Annotated in this window: 12 protein-coding genes; 5 read left to right on the top strand and 7 right to left on the bottom strand. The window is 65.6% G+C overall.

Going from position 1 to position 12,903, the window contains the following annotated elements:
* The first annotated feature begins 18 nt into the window (after positions 1 to 18).
* The 4 genes from ugpA to ILT44_RS02440 all read left to right on the top strand — a co-directional run bounded on the left by ugpA (position 19) and on the right by ILT44_RS02440 (position 5,503).
* Complete coding sequence (gene ugpA / locus ILT44_RS02455; protein ID WP_204237976.1) at positions 19 to 900, top strand: sn-glycerol-3-phosphate ABC transporter permease UgpA; 882 nt, start codon at positions 19 to 21, stop codon at positions 898 to 900.
* Positions 900 to 1,745 (top strand): sn-glycerol-3-phosphate ABC transporter permease UgpE, encoded by an 846-nt coding sequence (ugpE, locus tag ILT44_RS02450; protein ID WP_204237975.1) that lies wholly within the window; start codon positions 900 to 902, stop codon positions 1,743 to 1,745. Before ugpA ends, ugpE begins: the two co-directional genes overlap by 1 nt.
* Before the next feature lie 118 nt (positions 1,746 to 1,863).
* A complete protein-coding gene (locus ILT44_RS02445; protein WP_204237974.1) occupies positions 1,864 to 2,940 on the top strand; it encodes a sn-glycerol-3-phosphate import ATP-binding protein UgpC in 1,077 nt (358 codons plus the stop codon).
* A gap of 931 nt (positions 2,941 to 3,871) precedes the next feature.
* Positions 3,872 to 5,503 carry an HAL/PAL/TAL family ammonia-lyase gene (locus ILT44_RS02440; protein ID WP_204237973.1) on the top strand — a complete coding sequence of 544 codons (1,632 nt, stop codon included), beginning with the start codon at positions 3,872 to 3,874 and terminating at the stop codon, positions 5,501 to 5,503.
* A gap of 52 nt (positions 5,504 to 5,555) precedes the next feature.
* On the opposite strand, the gene ILT44_RS02435 is transcribed toward ILT44_RS02440, so the two are convergent.
* The gene (locus ILT44_RS02435; RefSeq protein WP_204237972.1) at positions 5,556 to 5,861 is read right to left on the bottom strand and encodes a hypothetical protein; all 306 of its coding nucleotides are present in this window, start codon (positions 5,859 to 5,861) and stop codon (positions 5,556 to 5,558) included.
* Between the two features lie 76 nt (positions 5,862 to 5,937).
* Between ILT44_RS02435 and ILT44_RS02430 the strand changes: the two genes are divergently transcribed.
* Positions 5,938 to 6,453, top strand: coding sequence for a GNAT family N-acetyltransferase (locus ILT44_RS02430; RefSeq protein WP_204237971.1), 516 nt, complete (start codon positions 5,938 to 5,940; stop codon positions 6,451 to 6,453).
* Between the two features lie 12 nt (positions 6,454 to 6,465).
* Here the strand turns inward: ILT44_RS02430 and ILT44_RS02425 are convergent, their stop codons facing one another.
* From ILT44_RS02425 to ILT44_RS02400, 6 genes are all read right to left on the bottom strand, one after another.
* Positions 6,466 to 7,704 (bottom strand): allantoate amidohydrolase, encoded by a 1,239-nt coding sequence (locus ILT44_RS02425; protein WP_204237970.1) that lies wholly within the window; start codon positions 7,702 to 7,704, stop codon positions 6,466 to 6,468.
* Between the two features lie 212 nt (positions 7,705 to 7,916).
* Complete coding sequence (locus tag ILT44_RS02420) at positions 7,917 to 8,960, bottom strand: NAD(P)/FAD-dependent oxidoreductase (protein ID WP_204237969.1); 1,044 nt, start codon at positions 8,958 to 8,960, stop codon at positions 7,917 to 7,919.
* 69 nt (positions 8,961 to 9,029) lie between these two features.
* The gene (locus tag ILT44_RS02415; RefSeq protein WP_204237968.1) at positions 9,030 to 9,344 is read right to left on the bottom strand and encodes a 2Fe-2S iron-sulfur cluster-binding protein; all 315 of its coding nucleotides are present in this window, start codon (positions 9,342 to 9,344) and stop codon (positions 9,030 to 9,032) included.
* 132 nt (positions 9,345 to 9,476) lie between these two features.
* On the bottom strand, positions 9,477 to 10,193 hold the full coding sequence (locus ILT44_RS02410) for an ABC transporter ATP-binding protein (RefSeq protein ID WP_204237967.1): 717 nt from the start codon (positions 10,191 to 10,193) through the stop codon (positions 9,477 to 9,479).
* Positions 10,190 to 10,966, bottom strand: a complete 777-nt coding sequence (locus ILT44_RS02405) for an ABC transporter ATP-binding protein (RefSeq protein WP_204238150.1) — start codon at positions 10,964 to 10,966, stop codon at positions 10,190 to 10,192. Before ILT44_RS02405 ends, ILT44_RS02410 begins: the two co-directional genes overlap by 4 nt.
* Positions 10,963 to 12,810 (bottom strand): ABC transporter permease, encoded by a 1,848-nt coding sequence (locus ILT44_RS02400; RefSeq protein ID WP_204237966.1) that lies wholly within the window; start codon positions 12,808 to 12,810, stop codon positions 10,963 to 10,965. The genes ILT44_RS02405 and ILT44_RS02400 overlap by 4 nt, the downstream gene beginning before the upstream one ends.
* Positions 12,811 to 12,903: the final 93 nt, after the last annotated feature.

The raw sequence follows: 12,903 nt of genomic DNA, 5'->3' as shown, positions 1-12,903 counted from the left end.
CGGACAGCCGTAAAAGCGATGGAAAAACGAGCTCACATTTCAGGCTGGACGCTGCCGCTCCTGCTGATCCTTCCGCAGATGGCGATCACCGTCATCTTCTTCTACTGGCCGGCTTCCCAGGCCATCTGGCAATCCTTCCTACGGGAAGACGCCTTCGGCCTCGCGTCCGAATTCGTCGGCTTTGAGAATTACGTGAGCCTGTTCGAGCAGCCCGAATATTACCGGGCGATGACCACGACGGCGATCTTCTCGTCGCTCGTCGCCTTCTTCTCGCTCGGCTGCGCGCTGCTTCTGGCCACCCAGGCAGACAAGAACATCCGCGGTGGGCATGTCTTCAAGACCTTGCTGATCTGGCCCTATGCGGTGGCTCCCGCCATCGCGGGCGTGTTGTGGATCTTCATGTTCCACCCGACATTGGGCACGCTCTCGAAGCCGATCAAGGCAGTCGGCATCGACTGGAATCCGATGCTCAATGCCAATCACGCCATGACGCTCCTGGTTCTCTCCGCCACCTGGAAGCAGATCAGCTACAACTTCCTGTTCTTCCTGGCCGGCCTTCAGGCAATCCCGAAGAGTGTGATCGAGGCGGCCGCCATCGACGGCGCCGGCCCCCTGCGCCGCTTCTGGACGGTGATCTTCCCACTTCTGTCGCCCACCACGTTCTTCCTGCTCGTGGTCAACATCGTCTACGTGTTCTTCGACACCTTCGGCATCATCGATGCCGTGACGGGCGGCGGTCCCGCCGGGCAGACCACGACTCTCGTCTACAAGGTCTATGCGGACGGCCGTCTCGGCGGCGATCTCGGCGGCTCGGCCGCCCAGTCGGTGATCCTGATGATCATCGTGATCGCGCTCACCGCCATCCAGTTCCGTTATGTCGAGCGCAAGGTGCAGTACTGATGGTCGAGAATCGTCCCTTCGCCCAATTCATGGCCTATCTGACACTCGCCCTGGGCGTCGTCATCGTGGCTTTCCCGGTCTATCTGGCGATCATGGCCTCGACCTTCGATGCCGCCACCATCATTAACGGCAACATGCCGCTGGTGCCGGGGGATCAGGCCGCCGTGAACTATCCGCGGGCGCTGTTCTACGGCGGCGTGCATGCGCGCGAGCCCGTCGCCGGCATGATGTTCAACTCGATGATCATGGCGCTCGGAATCGCGATCGGGAAGATCCTGATCTCGATCCTATCAGCCTTTGCGGTGGTGTACTTCAAATTCCCGTTCCGCAAGACCGCGTTCTGGATCATCTTCATCACATTGATGCTTCCGGTCGAGGTGCGCATCTATCCGACCTACAAGATCGTCGCGGATCTGGGGCTGCTCGATACCTATACCGGTCTCGTCATGCCTCTCATCGCCTCGGCAACGGGCACGCTGCTCTTCCGGCAGTTCTTCATGACGATCCCGGACGAGCTGCTCGAAGCCTCAAAAATCGACGGCGCCGGCGCGTTCCGTTTCTTCAAGGACACGCTGCTTCCGCTTTCCATGACGACGATCGCGGCGCTTTTCGTGATCCAGTTCATCTACGGCTGGAACCAGTATCTCTGGCCGCTGCTGATCACCACCAAGAGCTCGATGCAGACCATCGTCATCGGCATCAAGAAGATGATCACCACGACGGATGCGCTCACCGAATGGCAGATTGCGATGACCACCGCGGTGCTCGCGATGCTGCCGCCGGTGCTGGTGGTGATCTTCATGCAGAGGCTCTTCGTGAAGGGTCTCGTCGAAACGGAGAAGTGACGCGCTGACCTGCGCACGGCCCTCGCGGTGAAAAGCCGCGAGAGCTCCTTCTCAGAAGCTTGAACTGTTTTCGCCCGATGCCTTGAGCAGAGCGGGCCACGATTAAAGGAAGAGTACGATGGCAGGGGTGACGCTCGATACGGTCAGGAAGGTTTACGCGGGCAATGTGGAGGCCGTGAAGGGCGTGTCGCTCGGCATCGAGGACGGCTCCTTCTGCGTGCTGGTCGGCCCGTCGGGCTGCGGCAAGTCCACGCTGCTGCGCATGATTGCCGGCCTCGAGACGATCTCCGGCGGCGAGGTGAAGATCGGCGACCGGATTGTGAACCAAGTCGAGCCCGCCGACCGCGACATCGCCATGGTGTTCCAGAACTACGCGCTCTATCCGCATATGAGCGTCTACGACAACATGGCCTATGGCCTGAAGAACCGCGGCACGCCGAAGGACGAGATCGAGAAGCGCGTGAAGGAAGCCGCCCGCATCCTCGCGATCGAGTCGTTCCTCGCCCGCAAGCCGCGCCAGCTCTCCGGCGGCCAACGCCAGCGCGTCGCCATGGGCCGCGCCATCGTGCGCAAGCCCCAGGTGTTCCTCTTCGACGAGCCGCTCTCCAACCTCGACGCCAAGCTGCGCGTCCAGATGCGCGTCGAGATCAAGCGCCTCCAGCGGGCGCTCGGCGTGACCTCGATCTACGTGACCCACGACCAGGTCGAGGCGATGACGCTTTCCGACAAGCTCGTGGTGATGTCCGGTGGACAGATCGAGCAGGTCGGCACCCCCTCGGAGGTCTATCGCCGTCCCGAGACCCGGTTCGTGGCTACCTTCATCGGCTCCCCGCCCATGAACATCCTGCCCGGAACGGTGGAAGCCCCCGGCCGCGTCTCCATCGGCGGCCAGTCGATCGCCGTCACCGACATGCGCGAGGGCCTCACCCCCGGCTCCGCCATCGAGGTGGGCCTGCGGCCCGAGGACGTGCAGGCCGGCGGCACGGGCACGAGCTCCCTCTCCATGGATGTGGACTTCGTCGAGGAACTCGGCGCCACCCAGCTCTTTCACGGCAAGGTGGCCGGCGCCGAATTCATCGTGCAGGCCTCCACCGGCCAGCTCCCCGCCGATACCCGCAGGCTTGCCCTCGCAGTCGAGCCCGCCAACGTCCACCTCTTCGACCCGCAGACCACGAAGCGGTTGGGTCGGGTGTGATTGCGGCTTCGACCAGTTCAATATGAAGTAAGGGCCTCGGCGCAGCCGAGGCCTTCTTGTTGTGAGCAAGGAGCACCGCCGTCGTCCTGGACGCAGCGCAGCAACAATCCGGGATCGCGTGCAGGATGAGGCGCGCGAACCCTCCCCCCTTTGCGGGGGAGGGTGGCGAACGAAAGTGAGCCGGGAGAGGGGACGTCATCGGTCTCGCACCGCCCCTCTCCCGACCCTCGCTGACGCGAGGGCCACCCTCTCCCGCACAGGGGAGAGGGCAGGTGGCGCGTTCTCATTTTGTTCTTGACAGTTGTCCTAAGCTGGGCTATATCATTCCCTATCCCCGCCCTCGAGGGGCGCGCTCGCGAGGCGTCGCAAGAGTGGGGCAGGGAGCGGTCCCGCCGCAGGTCTCGCAACCCTGTGATCGCGGGTGGCCGATCCTGGCTTGATCCAGGTCCGCTGAAACAAACCGCGCGTGACGAGCAGTCCGGCTCTCACTTTCCAATCACACCATCGAGCCGGGCTGCCCGACGCGCCACCCTCGATCTCCCCGCAAGGCTCGCAGCTCACGCTGCGGGCCCCAAGGCGCTGGCTCTTTGACAGACACAGCCGTTATCCCGGACGCCGCAGGCGATCCGGGATCGCGGGACGAGGAGAGCGCTGTCATCCCGGGGCTGCGCAGCAGAGCCCGGGATCCATAGCCGCTGACAGTGCAGAACGAGCAAAGCAGAGGCCGCTGCGCCTTTCCTCCAACTGTCGTGGTTATGGATCCCCGCCTGCGCGGGGATGACAGTGGCGAGGTTCCGGCGCTTGGTTTTGCGCCCGATCCCGGATCGGCTCACGCCGTCCGGGATGACGCTCACGAAACATCAACCCAAGGCGGCGGTTGCACCGCGCAGGAAGCCCCGGTATCCCTTCTTCTTCAACGTGAGGAACAGCGATGACGGTCAAGCTCGACGGGGCCACTCTCGGCATTCAGGACGTGGTGCGCGTGGCGCGCCGCGATGCTCAAGGGGCCTTCGCGCAAGCAGCCCTCGCCCCGGAGGCGCGCGAGCGGATCGCGGCGACGCGGGCCTACATCGACCGCACCTGGATGCATGACGATGCCCCGCTGATGTATGCCTTCAACACCGGTGTCGGCCTGTTCAAGGACCAGCGCGTGCTGATTGCCGACATGGCGGCCTATCAGCGCAAGACCGTGTACGCCCACGCCACCGGAATCGGCGAGCCCTTCGCCGAGGATGTGACGCGCGCCATGATGCTGCTGCGCGCCAATGCCTTCGCGTCGAACTATTCCGGCCCGCAGGTCGAACTGGTGGAGCGTCTGCTCGCCTTCCTCAATGCGGGCCTGCATCCGGTGATTCCGCAGAAAGGCTCCGTGGGCGCCTCGGGCGATCTCGCGCCGCTCGCGCACATGGCCGGCGCCGTGTGCGGGTTCGAGGAAGCCGACATGATCTATCAGGGCCGCGTCATGCCGGCGCGCGAGGCGATTGCCGCCGCGGGCTTCGATCCGGATTTCGAGCTCGGCGCGAAGGATGCCTCAGCGCTGATCAACGGCTCCACCACGTCGCTCGCGCTCGGCGCTCTCGCGACCCACGACGCACGCCGCCTGCTCAAGCACGCCGATATCGCCATGTGCCTCTCGCTGGAAGCCATGCGCGGCGAGCTCGCTGCCTTCGACCCGCGCGTGCACAAGGCGCGTCCGCATCCCGGTCAGGCGCGCGTGGCGCGCAACCTGCTGCGGGTTCTCGACGGCACGCGGCGCTGCTCGCAGTCAGCCCGCGACATCGTCTTCCCCGACGAGCCGCGCCAGCCCGGACAGCCGGCTTCTCCCCGCGTCCAGGATGTCTATTCGCTGCGCTGCACGCCGCAGGTTCACGGGCCTGCCGTCGAGGCGGTGGAATATGTGGAGCGCATCGTCGGTACGGAGATGAACTCCGCCACCGACAATCCGCTCATCTTCGATGACGGCCAGGGCGGCTACGTGTCGATCTCAGGAGGGCATTTCCACGGGCAGTACATGGCGCAGGCCATGGATTTCCTGAGCATCGCCATGGCGGATCTCGGCGCCATCTCCGAGCGGCGCCTCGCGCGCCTCATCGATCCCACCATGTCCTACGGCCTGCCGCGCAACCTGCTGGCGGGCAAGCGCGGGCTCAACACCGGCTTTGCCACCGTGCAATGCTCTATGTCGGCGCTGGTGATGGAGAACCGCGGGCTTGCGACGCCGGGCTCGGTCGATTCGATTCCCGGCAAGTCCAATGCCGAGGATCATGTCTCCAATTCCACCTGGTGCGGGCGCAAGGCGCGCATCATCATGGAGAACGTGGAGCAGATCGTGGCGGGCGAACTCTTGATGGCGGCCCAGGCGCTGTCCCTCGTGGAGCCGCTCGCCGGGGATCATCCGCTCGGCAAAGGCTCGCGCGCCGCGATGGAGGCGATCCGCGCCGTCATCCCGCCGGCCCTCGATGGCGACCGCTGGTATGCCACCGAGATGCGCCAGGCCCTCGACCTCTTGCGCTCCGGCGCCGTCGTCGCGGCCGTGGAGAGCGTCATCGGCGAGCTGGAGTAAAAAGAAAAGGGCCCGGTGTCCCGGGCCCTGAAGCGCTTGGCGTCGAGGCCGATCAGCGGCACCGGCGGACGTTGCGCACGACCACATTGCCGTTCGGGCGATAGACACGCTCCTGCACCCAGCGGCAGCGATTAGGACCAGCCCACCCTGGCCTTACGCCGCACTGCCGCACGGTGCGATAGACCACGCTGCCGTTGGGACGAACGCTGCGCACGCGCCGCGTCACGCAGGCCACATCGTCCACGAGCGACGGCGCCTGGATCTGCTCGGGGCTGAAACGCGCGTGAGCCTCCTGAGGAGCCGCAAAGAATCCGGCGCCGAGAGCAAGGGCGAAAGCGGGGAGAATGATGGCTCGCATGTCCATTCCTTTTGTTGGGAGGGGCTGACGACAACGGCAGGTCTATGCCATGGTTCCTGAAGCCGGAATGAACCCCATGTTGTCACGCGTTGTGATCCGCCCCGTCCATGCCTCCGACGCCGCCGAGCTGGTGACCGCCAACCTCGCGAGCATCGCCTTGCACGAGCCCTGGGTGTCGCCCTGCCGCGATCACGCAAGCTTTCTCGGCTACCTCAATCGCTGCGACGGGGATCGCTCCATGGGCTTCATCGCTCGCGAGCGGGAGAGCGGGCGGATCGTCGGCGTCGTGAACCTGAGCGAGATCGTGCGCGGCTTCTTCCAGAGCGCCTATATGGGCTATTACGGCATGGTCGGCATGAGCGGACGCGGCCTGATGAGCGAGGCCGTGGGGCTGGTGGTCACGCATGCCTTTCGCGAACTCGGGCTGCACCGGGTGGAGGCCAACATCCAGCCCGGCAACGAACCCTCCCGCGCCCTCGCCAAGCGCCTCGGCTTTCGCCTGGAAGGCTACTCGCCCCGCTACCTGAAGATCGACGGCGACTGGCGCGATCACGAGCGCTGGGCCGTGCTTGCGGACGAGTGGCGCGGCTGACCGGATTCGGGCTTAAACGGCGATCCTGTTCACGGCCTCGATCAGCACGCGCGCTGCCGCATCCGCATCTTCGACTGTGATCGACTCCGCCGGGTTGTGGCTGATGCCGCCCTTGCAGCGCACGAACAGCATGGCGGAGGGGCAGAGAATGGCCATCGCGACCGCGTCGTGGCCCGCGCCGGAGGACAGATGAAACGGCTCCGTGCCGAGGCTGCGCACGGCGCCTTCGAGCCGCGCGATCAGTTCCTTGTCCATGGGGGTCGCCGGCGATTCCATGAACGGCTCAATGGTGAAGTCCACGCCGCGCCTTTGGGCCGCCGCCTGGCATTCAGTCACGATGTCCTGCACCATGGCCTCGCGCACCGCATCGTCCGGCGAGCGCGCATCGAGGGTGAAGTCGACGCGCGCCGGAATGACGTTGATGGCGCCGGGCTGCACCTGGGCGACGCCGACCGTTGCCACCGTGTCGGTGCGCGTGGAGCCCGCACGCTCCACGATGCCGATCATCTCGGCGACCGCCGCCAGCGCGTCGCGGCGCATGCTCATCGGAACGGTGCCCGCATGGCCCGCTTCGCCGGTCACACTGCAGCGGGCTCTCGTGATGCCGTTGATGGCGGAGACGATGCCGACCGGCAGGTCCTTCGCCTCGAGCAGCGGGCCCTGCTCAATATGCACCTCGAGATAGCCGCGATAGCGCGCCGGGTCGCGGGCGAGCCCTGCTGCGCCCTCGGGATCGCCGCCGAAGGCGATCAGCGCATCGCGCAACGCGATGCCGTCCTGGTCCCGGCCGTCGAGCCAAGCCGGATTGAAGCGTCCGGCCAGCGCCTGGGAGGTGGAGAGGTTGGTCGGGAAGCGCACGTTCTCCTCATCCCCGAAGGCGACGATCTCGATGGGGCAGGCGGGGGCAAGCCCCTGCTGGCGCAGAGCCTCGACCACGACGATGCCGAGCACCACGCCGAGATTGCCGTCATAGCGGCCCGCATCGACCACGGAATCGATGTGGGAGCCGATGAGAAGGGCAGGGGCATCAGGATGGCTGCCATCGATGCGGCCGACGACCGAGCCGAGCGCATCGATATGAGCGTCGAGCCCTGCCTCCTGCATCAGGCGGAGCGTGGCTTCGGCAGCCTTGCGATGCGCTTTTGAAAGATAGAGGCGCGTGAGGCGGCCGGGTTCGTCCGTGTGCTGGGCGAGATCCTCGATCATCGTCATCACGCGGCGGCCGAGGATGAGATCGGTGGCGTTTGTCATGGGCCGAAGAGTTTCAGGAACCGGGCCGCTTCGCAAGGGGAAGCGGGACGGTCCAAAAGCATTCACCGTCGGGCTCATCCAAAAACCCCATCCTGAGGAGCAGACGTCAGTCTGCGTCTCGAAGGAGGCTCCAGTGCTCTCTGGACCTTCCTTCGAGACGGATTGCTCACGCAATCCTCCTCAGGATGAGGTGGTGTCTGTGAGAGGCCGCATCAGGCCGCGACGCCGAGCTTCTTCTGCAGGCTCGTGGACGAGGTCGTGTATTGGAACAGGAGCTTCTTCTCGGGGTACACGTAGCGATGCACCTTCTGCGCCGCCAGCGCGCCTTCGTGGAAGCCGGAGAGGATGAGCTTCAGCTTGCCCGGATAGGTGTTGATGTCGCCGATGGCGAAGATGCCGGGAACGTTGGTCTCGAACTTTTCCGTATCGACGGGGACCAGGTTCTCGTGCAGGTTCAGGCCCCAATCGGCGATGGGACCGAGTTTCATGGTGAGCCCGAAGAAGGGCAGCATCACGTCGCATTCGACTAGGTGTTCCGAGCCGTCGTCCTTGCGGATCACGGCGCCCTCCAGAACGTGATTGTCGCCCTTGAGCGCGCTCACCTGCCCGAGATGCAGGTCCATGTCGCCGGAGGCGACCAGCGAGCGCATCTTCTCCACCGTATGGGGCGCGGCCCGGAAGGCATCGCGGCGGTGGAGCAGGGTGAGGCGCTTGGCGATGGGCTGCAGGTTCACGGTCCAGTCGAGGGCGGAATCGCCGCCGCCGACGATGAGCACCTTCTTGTTGCGGAACATCTCCATCTTGCGCACGGCGTAGAACACGCTCGTGCCCTCGTAGGCCTCGATGTTGTCGATCGGGGGCTTCTTGGGCTGGAACGAGCCGCCGCCGGCCGCGATGATCACCGACTTGCAGACGAACGTGGTCCCGTTCTCGGAGGTCTTGACCCGGAACAGGGGCGCCTCGGGCGTGCCGATGGATTCCAGGCTCTCCACCATCTCGTTGAGGTGAAAGGTCGGGTTGAACGGCTCGATCTGCGCCATGAGGTTGTCGACGAGGCCCTGGCCCGTGACCATCGGAAAGCCCGGGATGTCGTAGATCGGCTTCTCCGGGTAGAGCTCGGCGCACTGGCCGCCCACCTTCGGCAGGATGTCGATCAGATGGCATTTGATGTCGAGGAGACCCAGCTCGAACACGGCGAACAGGCCCACGGGCCCGGCACCGATGATGACGACGTCGGTTTCGATATGGTCGGTCATGAACAGGCTCCTTCGAGAGACCTTTCGAAAGCACGGTCTCTCCGTCTTGGCAATGTGACAGGTTGAGGATTACGCCCCCGTGGGCGCCAGGGTGACTTCCAGGCCGTCGAGTTCCGGGGTCCACAGGATCTGGCAGGACAGGCGGGAATTAGGCTTCGTCACTACGGTGTCGAGCTGGTCCTCTTCCTCGTCCGTGGCAGGATAGAGCCTGCCCAGCCACTCCTCGGCCACGAAGACGTGGCAGGTGGCGCATTCGCAGGCCCCGCCGCACAGGCCCTCGATGGGCAGGCCCCAATCCCTGATGATCTCCATGACCCGCCAGCCCTCGATGGCCTCGAGGGTGTGGCGCTGGCCGGCCCGGTCGGTCACATGGATGACGCCCATGAAGCGGGAATTCCTTTGCGTGGATTCTGGGATATGGCGCGGGAGGGTGCGCCGGACGGGCTGCATATCGGCCTTTCGGCCCGCCCCGTCAATGGTTTAAGGGCTCCGTTTGTTTCCAGAGGTTTGACAGTCCTAGACCCCCAGCGTCTCCGCCCTCAGGGCCTCGTCCGCCATCAGCTCGGCCATGGAGCCCTGGAACCGGATCTCTCCCCGTTCGATGACGCAGGCCCGATCGCTGATGCCTGCGGCAAAGGCCCAGTTCTGTTCCGAGAGCAGCACCGCCACGCCCTCCGCCTTCATGGCCCGGATTGCCTCGGCCATCAGCTGGACGATCACCGGGGCGATGCCCTCGGAGGGCTCGTCGAGCAGGATCGCGTCGGGATTGCCCATGAGGGTGCGGGCGATGGCGAGCATCTGCTGCTCGCCGCCGGACATCTGGTTGCCCCGCCGCCCCCGCATCTCGGCCAAGTTCGGGAAAAGACGGAAGAGCCGTTCCGGCGTCCAGGGGGAGCGATTGGCTCCGGCCGGCCTGCGGCCGGTCTCCAGGTTCTCCTCGACCGTGAGATCGGTGAAGATGCGCCGGTCCTCCGGCACATAGCCAAGCCCCAGGCGGGCGATCCTGTAGGTCGGGAGCTTGCCGAGTGAGTGTCCCTTGAAGGTGGCATGGGTGGCGCTCGCCGAGATCAGCCCCATGATGGCCTTCAAGGTCGTGGTCTTGCCGGCCCCGTTGCGGCCGACGAGCGCCACCACCTCGCCCGGATAGAGATGGATCGACAGGCCGAACAGCACCTGCGCCCGGCCATAGAAGGCACGCAGGTTCCGGATGTCGAGCAGCGGTTCTCCACTCATGCGGGGCTCATCCCTTTCGGACGGTCCAGGGCACGCTCGTCACCGAGATAGGCGCGCCTGACCTGCTCGTCCTGGCGAATCTCGTCCGGGGTCCCAGCCGCGATGATCTGGCCGCGCAGGAGAACCAGCACACGGGCCGCATGGCCGAAGACCACGTCCATGTCGTGCTCGGTGAAGAGAACGCCGATGCCCTGGGATTCGGCGATGGAGACAGTCAGACCCATCAAGGCCGCCCGTTCGCGCGAGGCCATGCCGGCAGTGGGCTCGTCCATGAGAAGCAGCTTGGGCTGGCCGGCGAGCGCGATGGCGAGTTCCACCCGCTTCACGTCGCCATAGGCGAGCGCAGAGCAGTGCACATCCGCCGCCTCCGCCATGCCGACCCGGGAGAGCAGCTCGACCGCCTTCTCGCGATGACGCTCCCGGGCCGGAATCCACAGCCCGGTGCTCTGGCGAGTGCAGCTGATCAGGGCCATCTGCACGTTCTCGGCTGCGCTCATGGAGAGAAACGTCTGCGCCACCTGGAAGGTGCGGCCGACGCCGCGGCGGAAGCGCTTCTGCGGCAAGGTGTGGGTGATGTCCTGTCCATCGAGCAGAACCTGGCCACGGTCGGGCTTGAGCTGGCCGCCGACCATGTTGAACACGGTGGATTTGCCGGCGCCGTTCGGACCGATGATGGCCAGCATCTCGCCGCGCTCGACGGTGAAGGTCACGTCGCGGGCCGCCACGACGCTGCCGAAGGATTTATGCAGGCCGTTCACTGCAAGAAGCGTCATGCCCGCGCCTCCCGCCAGTCCCGGAGGGTTCCCACAAGGCCACGCGGGAAAATCAGCACCATGGCGATGATGCTCAGGCCCAGCATCAGGCGCCAGAGCGGCGTGAGCGGCATGATCCAGTCACGCAAGGCATGCAGGACCGCGGCGCCGACGAGCGGTCCCATCATCGTCTGGATGCCGCCCAGCAGCAGCATGGTGAGCGCGTCCACCGAGGTGGAGATGCCGAGCAGGCTCGGGTCGACCGAGCCGCGCGAAAAGGCGTAGAGGCCGCCCGCAAGACCAGCCGCAGCGCCGGCGATCATGAAGGCGATCCAGCGGTGCTGACGAACGTTCAGGCCGATGGCCTCCGCACGGGCTTCCGAGTCGCGGGCCGCGCGCAAGGCATAGCCGAAGGGCGCATCGATGATGCGCTTGAGGAGCAGCACCGTCACCAGGGTCAGCGCCGCGGTCAGAAGATAATAAGGGATCGGGCCGCTGGCCCAGCTCGAGGGCCATACGCCGACGATGCCGTTGTCGCCGCCCGTCACGTCCACCCACTGGAACGCGACCGCATAGAGGATCTGGGCGGCGGCGAGCGTCATCATGGCGAGATAGATGCCAGACAGGCGCACCACGAAGGCACCGACCAACCCGGCGCCGAGGGCCGCCAGCGCAAGCCCGAGAGGCAGCGCTGCCTCCATCGAGGCGCCGTACCATTTGACGGCGAGCGCCGCTCCATAGGCGCCGAGGCCGAAGAAGGCGGCGTGGCCGAAGCTCACGAGCCCGCCGACACCGATGAGAAGCTGCAGGCTGAAGGCGAAGAGCGCGAAGATCAGGATCTCGGTCGCGACCTTCAGGAGATACGCATCCGCCACCAGCGGTAAGCAGGCGAGGACCGCGATGACGATGAGCAGGAAGAGGGAGCGACCCGGCAGTGGATGGCGGCTGGCAATGCCCACCGCATGGGTTCCGCCAACGATTTCGGCGCGGCCGAAGAGGCCGTAGGGCCGGATCGCCAGCACCGCCGCCATGAGCAGGAAGACGACGATGAGCGTGCTCTTCGGGAAGATCAGGATGCCGAAGGCCTGCAGCTGCCCGATGATGAGCGCAGCCAGAAAAGCCCCCGGCACGCTGCCCATGCCGCCGACCACAGTGACGACGAAGGCCTCCGCGATGATGGAAAGGTCCATGCCCGTGTTGGCCGAAACGCGCGGGATCTGGAGCGCGCCGCCGAGGCCTGCGAGGAACGCGCCGAGAAAGAGCGTGCCGGTGAACAGCATCGCCTGGTTGACGCCGAGCGAGGCCACCATGTCCCGGTCCTGCGTAGCGGCCCGCACCAGAACGCCGAAGCGGGTCTTGCGCAGGAGAAGCCACACCAGTCCCAGCACGATGGGGCCGGCTGCAATCAGCACGAGCTCATAAGAAGGAAATCGCCGTCCGAGAATCTCCACCGGCGCCCGCAATCCCGGCGCGCGTGGTCCGAGAATGTCCTGGGGGCCGAAGACCTGCACCACGAGATCCTGCACCACCAGCACGATTCCGAAGGTGGCAAGCAGCTGAAACAGCTCCGGCGCGCCGTAGATGCGCCGCAGGAGCAGAACTTCTATGATGACGCCGATGAGGCCGACGATGAGGGCCGAGATCAGAATGCCGGCCCAGAAGGTGACGGGCCCGAAGGAGAGTTCGAGCAACCGCGGCACCAGGGTCGCGGCCGTGTAGGCGCCGATCATGTAGAGCGAACCGTGGGCAAAGTTCACGATCCGCGTGACGCCGAAGACGATCGTCAGACCGCAGGCGGTGATGAAGAGCGAGGAGGCGCTGGACAAGCCGCTGAGAGCCTGAACGGCGAGGAAGGCGGGGTCCATCATTTACCCTCCCCTTGAGGGGGAGGGTCGGCCGTCAGGCCGGGGTGGGGTGGGAAGCGCAAGCGCTTCCGATTGAGGCGAGCCATACAGGGC

The organism is Microvirga arvi (assembly GCF_016892765.1).
Classification (GTDB): domain Bacteria; phylum Pseudomonadota; class Alphaproteobacteria; order Rhizobiales; family Beijerinckiaceae; genus Microvirga; species Microvirga arvi.
This window is presented reverse-complemented; position numbering and strand designations above follow the sequence as displayed.